Here is an 18912-nt window from a genome sequence, read left to right on the forward strand (position 1 = left end):
CACGGGCCCGGGCGGCAAGGCCGCCGAGCTGATGGCCGCCGTCCGGGCGGTGGAGAGTGGCGAGAAGTCCGCCGCCGAGTTCTACGCGGCGCCGGAGCCGGCGCCCGCCCGCCGCCCCGCCGCACCGGGTTCCGGGCCGGGCCCGGCGGGCGGCACGCGCCCCGGGTCCCTGGCGGCGGGGCCCGTCGCGGTACCGGACGCGCTGCGCGAGGTGCTGGTGGCCGGCGGGGCGCCGGAGGCGCTGGCCGTCCCCGTCGTCCTGGTCCTGGGCCCGCAGGCGGCCGACGAGCTGCGGGAGGACCCGTGGCGGCTGCTGGCCGTGCCGGGCGTGCGCCCCGAGCAGGCCGACGCGTTCGCCGCGGCACTCGGCGCCGCGGAGGCCGGTCCGGGCGAGCCGCGACGCGCCCGCGCGCTGGCCGGATGGCTGCTGGAGGGCGCCGCCCGCGCGGGCCACACCGTGCTGCCCTTCGAGTCCGTGGCCAAGGGGCTCGCGCGGTACGGGGTGCCCGCCCCGGACGAAGCCGTGCGGGACGCGGTCGACGCCGGCGCAGTGCTGGTCTTCCAGGGCGAGCCGGAGAGCGCCGACGGCGCGGAGGGGCACGCGGGCGCCGCCGCGCCCTCCGAGCCCTCCGAGCCCGGCGCGGCGGCCGGGGAGGACGCCGGGGAGGCGGTGCCGCTGCTCCTCGGGCTGGAGCGCTGGGCCGTGGCCGAGGAGGCGCTGGCCGACGGGCTGCAGCGGCTCGTCGGCACGTTCGGGCCACCGGGTGACGAGGAGGCGGCCGCGTGGTCGGCCGCCTCCGAGGCCGCGCCCTCCCCCTCGGCGGCCGAGCTGATCCGGGCCGCCGAGGGCCACGCGGTGGTCACGCACACCGGCGCGGAGGCGGCCCGCGCCGAACCCGCCGCGCTGGTGGCGGCCGCGGCTGCCGCCGGGCTGCGGGCGTGCCTCGCCACCCACGGAGAGAGTTCCAGGCTCCAGGCGGCCGCTCTGCTCGCCACGGGCCCCACGGACGAGCCCGACGCCGGGGACGGGGCCGCCGCGGGCGAGGAGGGGCCCGCGGTGGTGACCGTGACCGGGCTGCTGAGCGGCGCCGAGGGCCCCGTCCGGGAGGCCGACGGCACCTTCGCGCTGGACGTCCTGGCCGTGGTGGACGCCCCGCTGCTGGACACCGAGACGGCCGCCGCGCTCGTCGAGTCGCTGCCGGACGGCGCCCGGCTGGTGCTCAGCGGCGATCCCCACGTCCTCGGCGCGGCCGGGCCCGGGCAGGTGCCGGCCGACGTGGCGGCCGCGGCCATCGGCCCGCGGGTGGTCTCCCGGACGCCGGACCCGGGGCCGCTGGGCGAGCTTGTCTCCGGCATCGGTGTGGGTGAGCTGAACCGGGTGGAGACGCCCGGCAAGGAACTGGTCATCGTGCCGGTGCGGGAGCCGGCCGAGGCCGTCCACCGCACGGTGCAGCTCGTGGCGGACTCGGTGCCGCGCACCTTCGGCCTCCGGCCAGAGGACGTCCAGGTCATCACCCCCGCGCATGCGGGCGGGGCCGGCACGGAGGCGCTGAACGCCGCGCTGAAGGAGCGGTTCAACCCCGGCCCCGGCCGCTTCGGCGGCTTCGACCCGGGCGATCGCGTCATCTGCTCCCCCACGCCCGGCCGGCCGGTGTTCGCCACGGTGACGGGTGCGGACGAGGAAGGCCTGCGCCTGGCCGGGCCGAAGGGCCCGTTCCCGGTGGCGCGGGAGCGCGTCGCGACCACCGTGCGGCACGCCTGGGCCGTGACGGCCCACCAGGCGGCGGGTGCGCGCTGGCCCGCGGTGGTCGTCGTCCTTCCGGGGGACGCGGCCGGGGCGCTGGACCGGCGCTGGGTCTACACGGCGTTCGGCCGGGCCGAGCGCCACCTGTCCGTGGTGCACGGCGTGGCGGACGCCCTGCCCCGAGCCGTCGCCGAGCGCCCGGGGCCCGAGCGCACGACACGGCTGCGGGCACTGCTGCGCCCCCGCCCGGACCCGACGGCGGGCGGCGGCGCGGCCGGGGGCCTCGGTTAGGTCCGGGCCGGGAGCTCGGCCAGCGCGCCGGCGGGACGGGAGTCGCTCAGCGGGTGGAGAGGGCGGCTCCGTCCTCGTCCTCTTCGCGGGCGAGGCCTTCCTCCTCCTCGTCCTCGTCGAAGACGGAGCTGATGTCGTAGCGGCAGACGACACGCTCCGGGTCGGCTGTGTCGAAGGGCGCGTCCAGCCACTCCCCCGGCTCCGCGGGTTCCTCGTCGGCCAGGACCCACACCGTGGAGTCGCCCTCCTCAAGGCCGAACTCCCGGTGCCGGGTGGCGATCTCGTCCGGCTCGAACTCGCCGAAGAGCACCCCCAGCGCGGCATGGACGCTACTCCCGGCCGTCTCCGCGTCGCCCTGGGAGGGATCGACGGCGTCCGGGTCGAGATCGGTGATCCGCTGGGCCTGTGCCAGCAGCCGCAGCGGGTCGCTCACGGTGTAGTCCCGCCGCATGTACACGCTGAGCGCGGCGGGTTCGTCGGGGCCGAGGTAGACGGGACGGCTCTCGCCGCCCGGCACCTCGAACGGGGTGACCTCGTCATAGGCGTCGTACAGGAGCGAGTCGTACGCCTCCCCCGCGGCGGCGAGCTCGTTGAACGCCGAGTAGACCTCCGCGTCGGCGTCGGCATCGGCGGCGCCGGCTCCGTCGGCCCGGCGTTCGATGGCAGCGAGGTGGCGGTCCAGAGCGGACTTCAGCGCCTCGACGGAGGCGCGTACCTCGGCAGCGGTCGGCTGCGCAGCATCAGACATACTGCAGACGCTATCCGTAGAAGGCCCCTGTCCGCACAATAGATGCGATGCCGGAATATGAATTTCGCGATGTGTACGTGCCGCGCGGCGTGTCCCGCAGCGCCGCCGTACGTCTGCTGACCGACGAAGCCGAGTACGGATACTGGGAGCTGGACCGGCTGCGCCTGTTCCCGGACGGGAGCCGCCGGGTGCGCCTGCGGCGCAGGATCATCCGCCAGGTCCGCGCGACCTGGTGACGCGGCCGGTGTGCCGGGAGGCGCGCCGGCCGCGCACGGGGAATGGCGGGGCCCGTCGCGGGTCCCGCCATTCCGGTGCGCTGTGCCGTTCCGCGCTGTGGGGTCAGTTCTGCCCGACGCGCGCACGGCGGTAGAGCACGTAGCCGCCGAGCAGCATCGCGCCACCGGCCGGAATCACCGTGGTGATCGCGGAGGGGCCGCCGGTCTGGGCGAGTTGGGGCCGCTCGCCGCCCTGCGGGGCGGTCTCGTCACCGGGGGTCTCCGCGGACGGCTGCTCGCTGTCCGGCTTCTCGGGGCTCTTCGGCCCCTGCGGCTCCTCCGGCTCCTCGGGCTGCTCCGGGTGCGGGTGCTCCGGGTGCTGCCCGGGCCCGGAGTCGTTCACGCACTCGTTGCCGATGGCCGGGTTCAGCAGACCGATCACGTTCACGCTGTTGCCGCAGGCGTTCACCGGCACGTCGACCGGCGCCTGGACGTGGTTGCCGGAACCGACTCCGGGCGAGCCGACCGCCTCGCCCTCGGCGACGGCCCCGCCGCCGCCGTGGTGGCCGCCGCCGTGGTGGCCGCCGTCGCCGTTGCCCCCGTCCTGGTGGCCCCCGTCGCCGTTGCCCCCGTCCTGGTGGCCCCCGTCGCCGTTGCCGCCGTCGCCGTTGCCGCCGTCCTGGTGACCGCCGTCGTGGTGACCGCCGTCGTGACCGCCGCCGTCGGGGCCGTGGCCGCCGGAGTCGTTGACGCAGGTGTTGCCGATGGCAGGGTTGAGGGCGCCGGCGACGTTGACCGTGTTGCCACAGGCGTTCACCGGCACATGCACCGGGACCTGGACGTTGTTCCCCGAGAGCACCCCGGGGGAGCCGGTGGCCGCACCCTCGGCCTCCGCGTCGGCGAACGCCGCGCCGCCGCTGAGGGCGAGGGCGCCACTCGCGGCCACGACGGTGATCAGGCCCTTCCTGGTGACCTGTCGCATGGTTGCTTCCTGTCTTCGTTGCTTGCGGGACGGCGAGCGGGGTCCGCGCTACGCCGTGGGGCACGTACTCGCCCGGAACTGACGACCCCGGAGCGCGAGCGGCACTCCGGGGTCTGGCATCAAACCCTCACGGGCTCGGGCACGTGTCGTCAGTCGTTGACGCAGGTGTTGCCGAAGGTGGGGTTGAGCAGCGCGATGATGTCAACGGTGTTGCCGCAGACGTTCACGGGAACGTGCACCGGGACCTGGACCACGTTGCCGGACAGGACGCCCGGGGAACCGACGGCGGCGCCCTCGGCACCCGCGTCGGCAACGGCCACGCCCGCACCCGCGAGCACCAGACCACCGGTGGCAGCCGCGGCAGCGACGACCTTCTTGATCATTATTCCTCCTTGTTGGGATGCGGCCCCAGCCACGGACCGCACCCCGTGTAACGAGGAGTGTGGGGAGGGGCTACGACTCCCCACGTGCATTCACCCTTCCTGGCCAATCCCGCACGCGTGTACGAAGATTCAGTCTCGGATCCGGCCATCGGGCGACCGGCCCGAGGGTCGGCCGCCCGGAGCTCAGCTCTGCTCGATGAAGCGGTCCAGGACCCGCACGCCGAACGTCAGCCCGTCGACCGGGACCCGCTCGTCGACGCCGTGGAACATCCCCGCGAAGTCCAGCTCCGGGGGAAGCTTGAGCGGTGCGAAGCCGAAGCAGCGGATGCCCAGGTCGTCGAACTGCTTGGCGTCGGTACCGCCGGAGAGCATGTAGGGGACGGCGCGGGCGACCGGGTCCTCGGCCCGCAGCGACGCCTGCATGGCCTCCACCAGCGCGCCGTCGAAGGTGGTCTCCAGCGCCTTGTCGGCGTGTTCGTCGGTCCGCCGCACGCGCGGACCGAGGATGCGGTCGAGGTCGGCGAGGAACTCCTCCTCGTGGCCGGGCAGGAAGCGCCCGTCCACGTGTGCGGTGGCCTGGCCGGGGATGACGTTGACCTTGTACCCGGCACCGAGCTGCGTGGGCTGCGCCGTGTTCTGCAGGGTCGCACCGATGATCTTGGCGATGCCGCCCAGCCGGGCGAGCGTCTCCTCCATGTCCTCCGGGTCCAGCTCGACCCCGAGGGCGTCCGAGAGCTCGTCCAGGAAGGCCCGCACCGTCTTGGTGACGCGGACGGGGAACTTGTGGCGCCCCAACCGCCCGACGGCCTCGCACAGTTCGGTGATCGCGTTGTCCTCGTTGGTCATCGAGCCGTGGCCCGCGGTGCCGTCCACGGTCAGCCGCATCCAGTGCATGCCCTTCTGGGCCGTCTCGATGAGGTAGAGGCGCAGGTTCTCGTTGACGGTGAAGGAGAAGCCGCCGACCTCCCCGATCGCCTCGGTGACGCCTTCGAAGAGCTCGGGCTTGTGGTCGACGAGGTAGCGGGCGCCGTGGGCGCCGCCGGCCTCCTCGTCCGCCAGGAAGGCCAGCACGATGTCCCTCGGCGGCCTGCGCCCGCTGCGCATGCGGTCGCGGATGACGGCGAGCGTCATCGCGTCCATGTCCTTCATGTCCACGGCGCCGCGACCCCACACGCAGCCGTCGGCGATCTCGCCGGAGAACGGGTGATGGGTCCAGTCGTCGGCGTTGGCGGGGACGACGTCCAGGTGGCCGTGGATGAGCAGCGCCGGACGCGTGGGGTCGGCACCGGGGACCCGGACCACGGTGGACGCCCGGCCGGGCCGGGACTCGTAGATCCGCGGCTCCAGGCCGACGTCGGCGAGCTGCTCGGCGACGTACTCGGCCGCCTTGCGCTCGCCGGGGCCCCGGTCGTCGCCGTAGTTGCTCGTGTCGATCCGGATGAGGTCACGGCACAGGTCGACGACCTCGTCCTCGCCGGTGACGCCCCCGCCTGCCCCGTCTGCACCTCGGCCGCCTGCCGTGGTCGGGCTCGACTCGCTCACACTGCCTCCTGGTCGTGGACGGACTCGGCCTCCATCCTGGCGCCTCCGCGTCGCCACCCCAAGGCCCGCCCCGGGACCGGCGTGATCAGCCGCCCTCCATCCTTTGCTATCGTTGGCTGCGCGCCGGGCGGCCGAGGCCGCGCGGTCCACCGGGTCCGGGTGGCGGAATGGCAGACGCGCTAGCTTGAGGTGCTAGTGCCCTTTATCGGGCGTGGGGGTTCAAGTCCCCCCTCGGACACTCACAGACACCCCAGCCGAGCTGGGGTCTTTCTGTTTTCCGGGCGCCTGCGCGGGCAGCCCGGCCGACGGCGACGGGGCTTCGGTGCGGGCCCGTTGCTCCAGCGGCCCTCGCGGGCTGCCGAGCGTGCCCACCCCTGCTCCCCAGAGGCCACACGCGCGGCGTCTGCAGCGTTGCGTGCGCCGGGGCCGCAGGTGACAGGGTTGAGAGCGCTCTCGTAGGCTGGGAGGCCGATATCGTTCCGGCGTGCTGGACCCAGTCCGGCCGGTCCTTCACACCGTTCCCGAGGAGTGCCCGTGTCCGAAGTCACCGCAGGGGCTCGTCCCACCCTGGAGGCCGTCGCGGCCCGCGCCGGGGTCTCCCGGGCGACGGTCTCGCGGGTGGTGAACGGCGGAACCGGGGTGCGTCCCGCCCTGGTCGAGCGGGTGCGGCTGGCCGTGGAGGAGCTCGGCTACGTGCCGAACCACGCCGCGCGTTCCCTGGTCACCCGGCGCAACGGCGCCGTGGCCGTGATCATCGCCGAGCCCGAGCTGCGCATATTCACCGACCCCTACTTCGCCCAGCAGATTCGCGGCATCAGCCGGGAGCTGGCGACGCACGACTCCCAGCTCGTGCTGCTGTGGGCCGAGGGCGCGGAGGACTTCGAGCGGATCTCGCGCTATCTCACCGGCGGGCACGTCGACGGAGCGCTGGCGTTCTCCGTGCACAACGACGACGAACTGCCCTCGGCGATCCGCAACGCGCGGGTTCCGACGGTCTTCGGCGGCCGCCCGGGCTGGCCCGGCGCGGCACACGAGCCGCCCGTGCCCTACGTCGACGCCGACAACCGGGGCGGCGCCCGCGAGGCCGTCCGCCACCTCGTCTCGCTCGGGCGCACGCGCGTCGCGCACATCGCCGGGCCCGCGGACCTGACCTCGGCCACCGACCGCTTCGACGGCTACCGGGACGTCCTGCTGGACCCGGATCCCGCGCTGCTGGCGTGGGGCGACTTCACCGAGGCCGGCGGAGCAGCCGCCATGAGTCTGCTGTTGGAGCGGGCCCCGGACCTCGACGCCGTCTTCGCCGCCAGCGACCTCATGGCCTCCGGAGCCCTGCGCGTCCTGCGCGAGAACGGCCGCAGGGTGCCGGAGGACGTCGCCCTCGTCGGCTTCGACGACATGGTGCAGGTGGCCGAGGCCACCGATCCCCCGCTCACCACCGTGCGTCAGGACATCGAGGGCATGGGGCGGCTGATGGTCCGCCTGCTGATGCGGATGCTCGACCAGGACGCCGCCGACGGGCCGGGGACCCGCGCGCCGGGCTCGGTGATCACGCCGACCGAGCTGGTCCGGCGCGCCTCGGCGTGACGCCGTCCGGCGTGCGTGCGCCGGCGGGGAGCCGCGCCCGCTCCCGCAGCCGCGTGTGCCCCGGCGGACCGGGGTCCGCCGGGGCACACACTCAGCCGTCGTGGATGCGCTCCGGTCAGTCGTAGGGAATGACCAGGACGGAGCGGTCCGTGCCGGTCTCCAGCTGCGCGCTGCCGTTGCCGATGGCGGACCACACCTCCAGGCGGATGGTGCCGTCGCGCAGGTCGCCGAGGCTGCCCGTGGCGGATTTCAGCCCCCGGGCCTGCGTGTACTCCTCCCAGCCCGGCACCGGGTCGGTGGCGAAGTAGTGGTAGGTCTCGGTGCGTTCGAAGGTGCCGTCTCCCGTCAGGTCGTAGCTCACCCGGGCCTGCTGGCCCAGGGCCACCGTGGTGCCGGCGTCCACCGGGAGGGTGAACGCGGTGCTCGATCCGGACCGCAGCGTGCCGTTCACGCCGTGGGCCTCGTAGACCAGCGGCTGATACGGGGTGCCGTCGTGGTTGCCGCCGTCGGCCGAGGCGATCGTGTCACTGCCTGCCGCGGTGTCCGTGGCGGTGGTCAGGGTTCCCCCGCCGACCAGACGGAACGTGTCCCCGGTGGCGGGGGGCGGGTCCTCGGGCCCGCCGTCACCCGTGGTGGTGGCGGTGGAACGGGCCGGGACGGCGAGCTGAACCCCGTCGGAGAAGGTGACGGTGACGGGGGACGTGCCGTGGTTGTGTGCGGCGTAGGTCCGCACCGACCCGTCGTCGAAGACCGCCGAGGTGGGCAGGTCGCCCGTCACGGCGGTGTCGGGTGCCCCGAGGGCGTCGAGGGTCGCGAGCCAGTGGTACGTGTGGGCTTTGGACTCGCCTGCCTCCGGGGTGTAGGCGGAGTGGCCCGCGTCCCATTTCGCCTTGGCGGACGCGGGATCGGCCAGGGACTCGAACTCCCACAGGATGTCGCGCCATTCGACGGCCGGGCCGCCGTTCTCGCGCTCCATCTCGTCGAGGTTGCGGCGAATGGCGTCCGGCCGGGCACCGAGGTGGAGAGACCCACCGGTCACCGGGAGGACGTTGATGCCGTGGATCTCCTCCGGGTTGGCCGTCCACCAGGTGGCGTAGGCGGCGCCGCTGCCCCACACCATCCCGGCGGTGTCATGGGTGAAGGTGTCGGGGAAGACGTCCTGGTCGGCGTCGAACCAGTACTGGGAGATCGCCTCCGACTCGGTGGTCAGCAGGTAGAGACCCAGGTCGCGCAGCGCGGTGTCACCGGTGGCCGAGCCCCACAGCACCAGGCCCGCGCTGAGGTTGGCGGACTCCGAGGAGGACTCCTGGTTGTTGCCCGCGGCGAAGCCCTGGTGGCCGGAGGCCCAGCTGTGACCGGCGTAGACGTCGAAGCCGCGCAGGAAGGGGAAGGCGGACTCCCCGCGGGCGGGGTTGGCGGCGTCGCGGACGAGCATCTCCACCATGCCGCCCCAGGCGGACTCGGCGGCCCAGGCGGGGTCGTACTGCGCGACGACCGCCGCCGCGTAGACGAAGTAGGAGTAGTGGAAGTGGTGGTCGTTCAGCTCGGTGTCGCTGCCGTAGGAGGCGGGGTAGCCGGTCAGCGTGCGCCAGGCGGAGTCGTAGGAGAACCCGGCCTCGCCGCCCGCGCTGAACCACTCCTGCAGGCGGCCCTTGAGCAGCCCCAGCAGCTCGTCGCGGATGCCCGTCTCTCCGATCTGCTCGGCGACGGGGACGAGCTGGGCGAGCCGGCCGAGTGCCTTGCCGGTCCAGTAGGTGTCGGTGGCGCCGCTGAAGGGGTCGCCAGCCCCGACGACGTCCGCCAGATAGCCGCGCAGCCGGTCGGCGTCGACGCCGGAGGACTCCGGCAGGGCGGGCAGGACACCGGCCGCCCGCTGGCTGGTGGTGAAGGAGGTGTTCTCCACGACCTTCATGGTCCCGCGTGGTGAGACGTAGGTGTACGGGGTGAGCTGGTCGGTCGTGTTGAGCCACTGATGGCGGTAGAGAGCCTGCAGGGTCCCGGTCTCGGTGCCCTCCTGCGGCTCCGTGGTCAGACTGTAGGTGGCGCGGACGGTGCCGCCGTCGTACGCCCAGTCGACGCGGGATCCGGTGACGAAGCTGTAGGCGTAGCGCTCGTAGGTGTCCAGGGCCGACTGGTCGGGGAGCACGGCGACGGAGAAGTAGTCCTGGGCGCCGAGGCCCGCGGTGACGGTGCGCCCTCTGACGTTCCAGTCGCTCCCGGTCGGGGCGAACAGCGCGTAGTGGTGCCCGGAGACGGTGAGGCCGAGGACGCTACCCCGGTCGGCGAAGACGGTCGGCGGGGCTGCCGTGGTGACCTGCGCGTCGCCTCCGCTGCCCTTGGCGTACACGAAGGGCAGGCCGTGGCCGATGGTGGTGCGCAGCGTGCGGGTGCCGTCGGCCCAGTAGGGGGTGACGGTCCAGTCGGACCAGTCGTCGGCCTTCGTGTCGGGGGAGTTCAGGCCGGTGAGGCCGAGTGTGAGGTCGCGCTGGTGGGCGTACTCGTACTGGCGGCCCTCGCCGGTGATGGCCGGGGTGGTCGGGTAGCCGATGTCCAGCCCGGCGGAGGTGGCCTGGTAGGTGAGCGGGTGACCGTACATGGGGGTGGAGTACGGGTTGTCCGGGTAGCGCTGGAAGGCCAGTGAGGACCACCAGTCGTTGGTGGGCACCGGACGGTCGGCGGCGGCCGGGGTGACCTTCGGTGTGACCGGTGCTCCGGTGTTGTCGGAGGGCCCGGAGGCGCCGGGTGGCCGGGTGTCGGAGTAGCTGCCGGAGCCGACGGGGACGACGGCTGCCGCGGCCGGGGACGCGGCGGGGCCGGCGAGTCCGAGGGTCGCGGCCAGCGCGCCGGTGGCCAGCAGCGCGCCGGCTCTGCGCGGAAGAGGACGCCGGAGGCGTGCCCGGCGCCCGGCGGGTGGGGCTGTACGGGGGGTCGACATGGGGGGACACCTTTGGTTGGAGGTGATACACCGAACGCTTGAGAGCGCTCTCAGTGAATTGCCGGGACCGTAGGCTCGCAGGCATGGCATGTCAAGACGCTGCGCACCAGGCGCCGTTGCGCCCACGCAAACCGGGTTCCCAATCCGTTATCCACGGGGTCTTGACGCACGCCGGGACAGCGGGGCAACCTCACGACATGTTTCTGAGAGCGCTCTCATAGAGCAGCGGGCCTCACCCCGTCACCCCCCAAGGACGCTCGCAGCACACTCTCGTCGCCGTCTCGAAGCCAGGGAGGCTTCCCATGCGCAACCCCTCCACCCGACGCGCCGGTCTGCGGCTCGGCGCGTTGCTGCTCAGCGGCGCCCTGCTGGCCGCCTGCGGATCGGGGACCTCCGACGACTCATCCGGCGGCGACGTCACGCTGACCGTGGACCTCTTCGGCTCCTTCGGCTACGAGGAGGCCGGGCTGTACGAGGAGTACGAGAAGCTCAATCCCGGCATCACCATCAAGCAGACCGACACCCAGGACGAGCAGGACTACTGGAAATCCCTGCAGACCCGGCTGGCCGGCGGCGGCGGGCTCGCGGACGTGCAGGCCATCGAGGTCGGCCGGATCGCCTCCGTCACCCAGCAGCAGGCCGAGCGGTTCGAGGACCTGACGCAGTACGGGGCCGACACGCTGGAGGACGAGTTCGCGCCCGCCAAGTGGTCGGCGGCCACCACGGACGACGGGGCGGTGCTCGGCCTGGGCACCGACGTCGGCCCCCAGGCCATGTGCTACCGCACCGACCTGTTCGCGAAGGCCGGGCTGCCCACCGACCGCGAGGAGCTCGCAGCCGAGTGGACCACCTGGGACGGCTACCTGGACCTCGGCCGCCGGTACCTGGCGGAGGCCCCCGAGGGCAGCGCCTGGCTGGACAGCGTCGGCAGCCTCTACGCGGTCATGATGGGCCAGCACGAGGAGCGCTACTACGACGCATCCGGGAAGCTGATCTACGAGGACAGCCCCGCCGTGCGGACCGCGTGGAAGACCGCCGCCGAGGCGGCCGACGAGGGGCTCAGCGCCAAGCTCGACCAGTGGTCGCCCCAGTGGAACCAGGCCTTCTCCACCGGCTCGTTCGCCACCCTGCCGTGCCCCGCCTGGATGCTCGGCTACATCAAGGGCCAGGCCGGTGAGCAGGGAGCGGGCACTTGGGACGTCGCCACCCTCCCGGGCGACGGCGCGGGCAACTGGGGCGGCTCCTACCTCTCCATCCCCCGCGCGGCCAAGCACAAGAAGGAGGCCTACCGGCTCATCGAGTGGCTGACGGCCCCCGAGCAGCAGGCCAAGCTCTTCAAGGCGCAGGGCAACTTCCCCTCCTCCACCGGCGCCATCGCCCAGATCTCCGACGCGACCGACCCGTACTTCTCGGACGCGCCGGTCGGCCGGATCTTCGGCGAGGCCGCCAAGGAGGCGCCCGTGCAGGTGCTCGGCGTCCATGACAAGAGCATCGCCGACCAGATCACCAACGCGCTCAGCGAGATCGAGCGCAAGGGCACCTCGCCGGACAAGGCCTGGAAGAACGCACTCAAGGCCATCGACAACGTCCTGGGCTGAGCCCCGCACACACCGCAACAGTCCATGCTGAACCACGAAGGGCCATGATGACCCTGACCGCTCCGGCCGGTGGTGCCACCCGGGCCCACCGGCCGCCGGCGGCCCGCCGCGCCTGGCGGGCAGCCTCCCCGTACGCCTACATCGCCCCGTTCTTCACCCTCTTCGCCGCCTTCGGCCTCTTCCCGCTGATCTACACCGCCTTCGTCTCCCTCCACCGTGTGGAGCTGCAGAACCCCGGGGAGATGGAGTGGTACGCCCTCGACAACTACACCGCTCTGCTCACCGACGAGTTCTTCTGGACTGCGCTGCGCAACACGTTCACCATCGGCGTGCTCTCCACCGTTCCCCAGCTGGCCATGGCCCTGGGACTGGCGCACCTGCTCAACTACAAGCTGCGCGGCCGCACCTTCTTCCGCACCGTGATGCTGCTGCCGTACGCCACGTCCGTCGCCGCCGCCACCCTGGTCTTCGCCCAGCTGTTCGGCCGCGACTACGGGCTGATCAACCAGGCGATCGGGCTCGTCGGGCTGGGGCCGGTGGACTGGCAGACCGGCACCGTCGCCTCGCAGGTCGCCGTCTCCACCATCGTCATCTGGCGCTGGACCGGCTACAACGCGCTGATCTACCTCGCGGGCATGCAGACCATCCCGGGTGAGCTGTACGAGGCCGCCGAGGTGGACGGTGCCTCGCGCTGGCGGCAGTTCCTCCACGTCACGCTGCCCGGGCTGCGGCCCACGATCCTCTTCACCGTCGTGGTGTCGACCATCGGCGCCACCCAGCTCTTCGGCGAACCGCTCCTCTTCGAGGGCTCCGTCTCCGGAGGCGTCTCGCACCAGTACCAGACCCTCGGGCTCTACCTCTACGAGCAGGGCTGGGGCTTCTTCCACCTGGGCCGGGCCGCCGCCATCGCCTGGGTGATGTTCGTCCTGATCGTGGTCGTGGTGGGCGTCAACGCGCTCGCCGTACGCCGCCGTTCCCGGAAGGAGGCCGGACGATGACCGCGCCCGCCGCTCCCGCCGAAGCCTCCGCCGCGCCGGCCCGGTCCGCACCGGGCGCCGGCCGCCCGGCGCGGACCGCGTCCCGACTCCGGCGTGGCCGCCCCCGCCGCCGCCCGAGCGGCATGCGGGCGGGGAAGATCACCTATGCGCTGCTGATCGTCGCCCTGCTCTTCTCGGCGTTCCCGTTCTACTGGACCATCGTCGCCGCCAGCCGCTCCAACGCCGACATGGCCCAGGTTCCGCCCGCCCTGACGCCCGGGCCGAACCTCTTCTCCAACTTCGAGGCGGCGATGGCCGAGGCCGACATCGGCAGGGCCCTGTTCAACTCGCTCGTCGTCTCCGGGTCCATCACCCTCGGGACGGTGCTGTGCTGCACCCTCGCCGGGTTCGCCTTCGCCAAGCTGCGCTTCCGCGGCCGGAACGCCCTGCTGGCCCTCACCGTCGGCACCATGATGATCCCGCCCCAGCTGGGCGTGATCCCGCTGTTCATGCTGATCGCCGAGCTGCAGTGGGTGAACCAGCTGCAGTCGGTGATCCTGCCCGGGCTGGTCTCCGCATTCGGGGTCTTCTTCATGCGGCAGTTCCTGGTGCAGTCGCTGCCCGACGAGCTGATCGAGGCCGCCCGGGTGGACGGCGCGTCGACCGCGCGGATCTTCTGGACGATCGTCATACCCATCGCCCGCCCGGGCATGGCCGTCCTCGGCCTGCTCACCTTCATGACCGCGTGGAACGACTTCTTCTGGCCCATCGTCGCGCTCTCCTCGCAGAACCCCACCGTGCAGGTGGCCCTGCGCCAGCTGGGCGGCGGCTACGTCCAGGACCAGTCGGTGATCATGGCCGGCACGCTGCTGGGCACCCTGCCCGTCCTGCTGGTGTTCGGGCTGCTGGGCCGCCAGATCGTCGGCGGCATCATGCGCGGCGCCGTGAAGGGCTAGCCCTGCCGGGCCGGACAGGCCGTCCGGCGCCGCGAGCCGCGGTGCCGGACGTGAGACGCGCTCTCGTGCGGCCGGACCCCGGTGCGCGGTCGACGCGCCGTCACGGCCCGGCGAACGCGGCCGTGACGGCGCACGGCGCTCGGACGCCGGCGTTCCGGGTACGCCGCGCCCCGGCCGCACCGGCCCCTCCCCCCACCGACCACTTCCACCCCGCCCCCGGGCGGGCCCATCCAGGCCGCTGACGGCCACCACGGAGGACATCGATGACCACTGTCGACACCAGCTCCCACCCCCGCTCCGCGCAGCGGCCCCGCCTCACCTTTCCGACCGGATTCCGCTGGGGCACGGCCACGGCCGCCTACCAGATCGAGGGGGCCGCGCGGGAGGACGGACGCGGCCCCTCCATCTGGGACACCTTCAGCCGCCTCCCCGGAAGGGTCCGCAACGGCGACACGGGCGACATCGCCGCCGACCACTACCACCGGGTGCCCCAGGACGTCGCCTTGATGAAGGACCTGGGCGTCACCGACTACCGGTTCTCCATCGCCTGGCCGCGGGTACAGCCCACCGGCCGCGGGCCGGGCGTGCAGGCGGGGCTGGACTTCTACCGGCGGCTGGCCGACGAGCTGCGCGACGCCGGCATCCGGCCGGTCGCCACGCTGTACCACTGGGACCTGCCGCAGGAGCTGGAGGACGCGGGCGGCTGGCCCCGGCGCGAGACCGCCGAGCGCTTCGCCGAGTACGCCGCCCTGGCCGGCGAGGCGCTGGGCGACCGGATCGCCACGTGGACCACGCTGAACGAGCCCTGGTGCGCCGCCTTCCTCGGATACGCCGAGGGCGTCCACGCTCCCGGGCGGACGGACCCGGCGGCGGCGCTGCGCGCCGCCCACCACCTCAACCTGGCGCACGGCAGCGCGGTGCAGGCGCTGCGCGCGGTGCTGCCGTCCACCGCCGAGATCTCGCTGACGCTCAATCTGCACGCCGTGCGGGCCCTCACCGACTCGGAGGCCGACCGTGACGCGGCCCGCCGCGTCGACGCCCTGGGCAACCGGCTCTTCCTGGACCCTGTCTTCCACGGCCGCCTGCCCGACGACCTGTGCGCCGACACCGCGTCCCTGACCGACTGGTCCTTCGTCCGCGAGGGCGATCTGACGGTGACCTCCAGCCCCGTCGACTCCCTGGGCATCAACTACTACGCGCCCACCGTCGTGGCGTCCGGTACCCACCCCTCGCCCTCCCCCTGGCCCGGGGCCGAGCGCTACGCCCGCTTCGTCCAGCCGTCGGGACCGCGTACCGCCATGGACTGGCCGGTCGACGCCGAGGGGCTCTACGAGCTGCTCACCCGGCTGCGGGACGAGCTTCCGGGCGTCCCGCTGGTGATCACGGAGAACGGCGCGGCGTACGACGACTACGCGGACCCCGAGGGGAACGTCCACGACCCGGAGCGCGTCGCGTACCTCCACGAGCATCTGGCCGCGGTGCACCGGGCCCTGGCCGCCGGTGCCGAGGTGCGCGGGTACTTCCTGTGGTCCCTGCTGGACAACTTCGAGTGGGCCTACGGATACGGCAAGCGCTTCGGCATCGTCCACGTGGACTTCGCCTCGCAGCGGCGCACGCCCAAGGACAGCGCCCGCTGGTACGCCGAGACGATCGCGCGGAACTCCCTGCCGCCGCGGGACTGAGCCCGCCCCGGAGCGTCCGCCGACGGCGGCACGGGGGCGGCGCGGAACGGGCGGGCGGCGGCACGACGGGCGGGGCGGGCACCCGTGTGCCCGCCCCGCCCGTCGTGCCGGCCTCAGGTGGCGGGCGGATCCGACCCGTCGCGCCGCTGCGGGTCCGTGCCACCGTCCAGGACGTGCTCGACGATCCTGGTCACCGCGGCCAGGCCCTCGGGCGGCAGCTCCAGCGCCCGGAGCGCGAGCCTGCGGACGCCGAGGTTCCGTGCGACCTGGGCGAGGGCCAGCTCGGCGTCGGTCTGCGCCGCGGTGGCCTCGTCGAGGAAGTACGACGGCGGGACGCCGAAGAAGCGGGCGAGGGCGGTGAGCAGTTCGGTGGACGGGTTCTTCTTGGTGCCGGTACGCAGGGCGGACAGGTAGGCGCCGCCGACCCTGATGTGCGGGTTCGACTCCTTGACCGCCACGGCGACCTCGTCGTTCGTGTACGCCCGCCCCCGCGGGCCGTGCGGGCGGATCGTCTCGAAGAGGCGGTTGAGCCTGCACGCCAGCGTCGGTAATCCCCTGTTGTCGGGCATCGCTCCTCACCCCTCCCGCCCTGACCGGCTGAACGCATCCTAGTCTTCGTTCAACTCCAGGCTGTCAACTGATGGTTGACACATAGACCGGATCCACGTCTAGACTCACACAGCGCACGGGATCAACTACTGGTTGAAACAAGCCAACCATCCGGCCGACCGCTCACCGCCCTGCTGTGCGACGGCTCACCGAGCTGCCGGCCCCGGCACCGCACGGCTACCCGGAGCACAGCTCAACAACCGTCACACGCCACGCCGGGTTCTGGCCCCGTCCACCAGACGGGACGTCAGTGCCCCGGCCACGGGGGGAAGAGGGGATCAATGAAGGCCGCGCCGAGGACCGTCGACGGAGCCTCGCCGCCCGCGGGCGGCGCGTCGCACCGCCCGGAGGTCTCCCCTTCCGACGAAGCCCCCGGGCTGTGCGCCGCCTGCGGCCGGCACTTCCTCGACGGCCTGACCGGCGTGCTGGACCGGCAGGCCTGGGAGCAGCGGGCCCGGGCGGAGCTTCAGGAGGCGCGCGAGGCGGGCCGCCCGGTCGCGCTCGTCCTGGCGGACCTGGACCGGTTCAAGAGCGTCAACGACGTCTACGGGCACATCGCCGGCGACGAGGTCCTGAAATCGACGGCGGACGTGCTGCGCCGCATCGAGGGCGCCGTCGTCGGGCGGTACGGCGGGCACGCGGGCGACGAGTTCCTGGTGCTGCTGCCCGGCACCGGGGCGGACGAGGCGCTGCGCGTCGCCCGGCGGGCGCTGGAGAGCGTGCGCGGCCGGACGGTCGGGGTGCGGACCAGCCGGCACGCCTCCGTCGCCCTCACCGGCCAGACCGTGTCCATGGGGGTATCCGGCCGCGTCCCGTGCCGCAGTCCGCACGAGGAGCTGTTCGAACTGCTGCTGGACTGCGACGTCGCCCTCCGGGCGGCCAAGCGCGGCGGGGGTGACCAGGCCCGGGCCTCGCTGCCCGAGCCGGTCCCCGTCGGGGAGCCGCGCGGCGAGCGTGAGCCCGGCGGCCCCGCGCGGAGGGTGGAGCGGCCGCGCCAGGTGCGCATACCCCTCGCGGCGATCGGGCACACGGCCCAGGCGGACGGCATGGAGCTCGTGCTCTCGACGGCCTCCGCCACGCACCTGCGGGAGATCCTGGAGCGGGCCCTCGGCGACGTGCCCGAGGACCGCCGACGCACCTGACGGACGGCCCGGGGCGGCGGCGTCGTGCGCCGACCGGGGGACGTGGAACGCCGATGGCCTATCGACACGCTCGTGGACGGGTGCGGACACGGCCCACTGCCTACCGTCGGTGACATGCGTGCCCGAAAGATCTTGCGGCGCCGGAAAGGCGCCCACGTGTCCCGTGCGAGACGGCGTCGGCTGACGGGCGTGGGCGCAGGCGCCGTCGCCTCGGGGCTGTTCATCGGCGCCCTGCTGCTCCCCTGGGAGAACGGCGCCGACGATCTCGCCGACGCCCGCAACGCCGCGCCGGAGCCGACGGTGGCCCCGGCCTCGCCGTCCCCGCCCGAGCCCCGCCCCGGGCCGAGGCCGTCCACCGCGCCGCCCGGGGCCCCGGCCGTCGGGGCGTTCCTCGACTCCGGCCCGCGCGGCGTGCGCCGCATCGACGGCATGGAGCGCTGGCTGGGCGGCACCGAGCTGCGGGCCGGGCACACGTACCTGCCGGGCGATCTGTGGGTCAACATCGAGGGCAGGCCGGAGTTCCTGCGTCCGTGGGCCGAGTGGCGCCGGGCCGAGCCCGGCCGGCTGCTGGTGCTCAACGTGCCCATGCTCGAGCGCAACGAGGCCGGCGTGTCCGACCACGAGGTGCGCCGACTGCTGCGCGCGGGGGCCCGCGGGGAGTTCGACGGCCACTTCCGCACCCTGGCCGAGCGGCTGGTCGGGCTGGGGGTCGGGGACACCGTCGTCGTGCTCGGCTGGGAGATGAACGGCACGACGTACACCCACCGCTGTGCCCCCGACCCCCGGTCGTGGAAGGCCTACTGGCGGCGTGTCGTCACGACCATGCGCACGGTGCCGGGGCAGGAGTTCCGTTTCGAGTTCACCCCCAGCCGGGGCCGGGACGCGGTCCCCTGGACGCGCTGCTACCCGGGTGACGACGTCGTGGACGTGATCGGCATGGACTCCTACGACCAGCCGCCCGGCGAGACCTTCGACGACTACGTGGAGCAGCCCTACGGGCTGCGGGACCACGTGGAGTTCGCCAAGGCCCACGGCAAGCCCATCGCCTACCCCGAGTGGGGGCTGTTCCGCAACGGCGACAATCCGGAGTACGTCCGCCGCATGCTGGAGTGGTTCGAACGGCACGAGCCGCTCTACCAGACGATCACCGACTACTGCCCGCACGGCGTCTGGCAGTGCCGGTCCAACCCGAGGTCGGCCGCCGTCTACCGGGAGATGCTCGGGGATGTCGGGGCGCCGCCCGCCGACCCGTCGACCCCACCGTCGCCGCCCGAGCCGCCGTTCGACCCTCCGACGTCCGAGCCGCCGCCCGCCGAGCCGGGCGAGCCCTGCGTCGTCCTGGAGTTCGGGGACTGGCTCGCCCGCTGGCTGGTCGGCCGGGACGGCTGCCTGGACCCGGACTGGCCCGGGATGGCGGCGTACCGCGAGGCCGGACGGCGATAGCGGCACCGCCCGCAGGGGCCGGCCGGCGAGGCCGGCCCCTGGCTTGTGCCGACGGGAGCGACGCGGGCCGACGGGGACGCG

General features: G+C 73.5%; 15 protein-coding genes and 1 tRNA gene. 10 read left to right on the forward strand and 6 right to left on the reverse strand.

The window, feature by feature from the left end; genetic code table 11:
• The first annotated feature begins 31 nt into the window (after positions 1-31).
• A complete protein-coding gene (locus O7609_RS01780) occupies positions 32-2035 on the forward strand; it encodes an ATP-binding domain-containing protein (RefSeq protein ID WP_269744297.1) in 2004 nt (667 codons plus the stop codon).
• Positions 2036-2081: 46 nt separating this feature from the next.
• Here the strand turns inward: O7609_RS01780 and O7609_RS01785 are convergent, their stop codons facing one another.
• Positions 2082-2783, reverse strand: a complete 702-nt coding sequence (locus O7609_RS01785; protein WP_269742975.1) for a hypothetical protein — start codon at positions 2781-2783, stop codon at positions 2082-2084.
• Between the two features lie 47 nt (positions 2784-2830).
• Between O7609_RS01785 and O7609_RS01790 the strand changes: the two genes are divergently transcribed.
• Positions 2831-3019 (forward strand): DUF5703 family protein, encoded by a 189-nt coding sequence (locus O7609_RS01790; RefSeq protein WP_219092661.1) that lies wholly within the window; start codon positions 2831-2833, stop codon positions 3017-3019.
• Positions 3020-3122: 103 nt separating this feature from the next.
• On the opposite strand, the gene O7609_RS01795 is transcribed toward O7609_RS01790, so the two are convergent.
• The 3 genes from O7609_RS01795 to O7609_RS01805 all read right to left on the reverse strand — a co-directional run bounded on the left by O7609_RS01795 (position 3123) and on the right by O7609_RS01805 (position 5905).
• Entirely contained in the window at positions 3123-3980 is an 858-nt protein-coding gene (locus tag O7609_RS01795; protein WP_269733144.1) for a chaplin, read from the reverse strand.
• A gap of 149 nt (positions 3981-4129) precedes the next feature.
• Entirely contained in the window at positions 4130-4363 is a 234-nt protein-coding gene (locus tag O7609_RS01800) for a chaplin (RefSeq protein WP_269733145.1), read from the reverse strand.
• 183 nt (positions 4364-4546) lie between these two features.
• Entirely contained in the window at positions 4547-5905 is a 1359-nt protein-coding gene (locus O7609_RS01805; RefSeq protein WP_269733146.1) for a M20/M25/M40 family metallo-hydrolase, read from the reverse strand.
• A 153-nt stretch (positions 5906-6058) separates the two neighbouring features.
• Between O7609_RS01805 and O7609_RS01810 the strand changes: the two genes are divergently transcribed.
• A tRNA-Leu gene (locus O7609_RS01810) sits at positions 6059-6143 on the forward strand.
• Positions 6144-6439: 296 nt separating this feature from the next.
• Positions 6440-7489, forward strand: a complete 1050-nt coding sequence (locus tag O7609_RS01815) for a LacI family DNA-binding transcriptional regulator (protein ID WP_269733147.1) — start codon at positions 6440-6442, stop codon at positions 7487-7489.
• Between the two features lie 115 nt (positions 7490-7604).
• Here O7609_RS01815 and O7609_RS01820 read toward each other — a convergent pair whose 3' ends face one another.
• Positions 7605-10424 (reverse strand): glycosyl hydrolase, encoded by a 2820-nt coding sequence (locus O7609_RS01820; protein ID WP_269733148.1) that lies wholly within the window; start codon positions 10422-10424, stop codon positions 7605-7607.
• A 302-nt stretch (positions 10425-10726) separates the two neighbouring features.
• Between O7609_RS01820 and O7609_RS01825 the strand changes: the two genes are divergently transcribed.
• The 4 genes from O7609_RS01825 to O7609_RS01840 all read left to right on the forward strand — a co-directional run bounded on the left by O7609_RS01825 (position 10727) and on the right by O7609_RS01840 (position 15637).
• Positions 10727-12022, forward strand: a complete 1296-nt coding sequence (locus tag O7609_RS01825) for an ABC transporter substrate-binding protein (RefSeq protein WP_269733149.1) — start codon at positions 10727-10729, stop codon at positions 12020-12022.
• 47 nt (positions 12023-12069) lie between these two features.
• The gene (locus tag O7609_RS01830; RefSeq protein ID WP_269736972.1) at positions 12070-13020 is read left to right on the forward strand and encodes a carbohydrate ABC transporter permease; all 951 of its coding nucleotides are present in this window, start codon (positions 12070-12072) and stop codon (positions 13018-13020) included.
• Complete coding sequence (locus O7609_RS01835) at positions 13017-13955, forward strand: carbohydrate ABC transporter permease (protein ID WP_269733150.1); 939 nt, start codon at positions 13017-13019, stop codon at positions 13953-13955. The genes O7609_RS01830 and O7609_RS01835 overlap by 4 nt, the downstream gene beginning before the upstream one ends.
• Before the next feature lie 263 nt (positions 13956-14218).
• Complete coding sequence (locus O7609_RS01840) at positions 14219-15637, forward strand: GH1 family beta-glucosidase (protein WP_269733151.1); 1419 nt, start codon at positions 14219-14221, stop codon at positions 15635-15637.
• Between the two features lie 113 nt (positions 15638-15750).
• Here O7609_RS01840 and O7609_RS01845 read toward each other — a convergent pair whose 3' ends face one another.
• Positions 15751-16206 carry an XRE family transcriptional regulator gene (locus tag O7609_RS01845; protein ID WP_269733152.1) on the reverse strand — a complete coding sequence of 152 codons (456 nt, stop codon included), beginning with the start codon at positions 16204-16206 and terminating at the stop codon, positions 15751-15753.
• Between the two features lie 321 nt (positions 16207-16527).
• Here O7609_RS01845 and O7609_RS01850 point away from each other — a divergent pair, with 321 nt between their 5' ends.
• On the forward strand, positions 16528-17388 hold the full coding sequence (locus O7609_RS01850) for a GGDEF domain-containing protein (RefSeq protein WP_269733153.1): 861 nt from the start codon (positions 16528-16530) through the stop codon (positions 17386-17388).
• 156 nt (positions 17389-17544) lie between these two features.
• Complete coding sequence (locus tag O7609_RS01855; RefSeq protein ID WP_269733154.1) at positions 17545-18831, forward strand: glycoside hydrolase family 26 protein; 1287 nt, start codon at positions 17545-17547, stop codon at positions 18829-18831.
• Positions 18832-18912 lie beyond the last annotated feature (81 nt).

This window comes from Streptomyces sp. WMMC1477, assembly GCF_027460245.1.
Classification (GTDB): Bacteria; Actinomycetota; Actinomycetes; order Streptomycetales; family Streptomycetaceae; genus Streptomyces.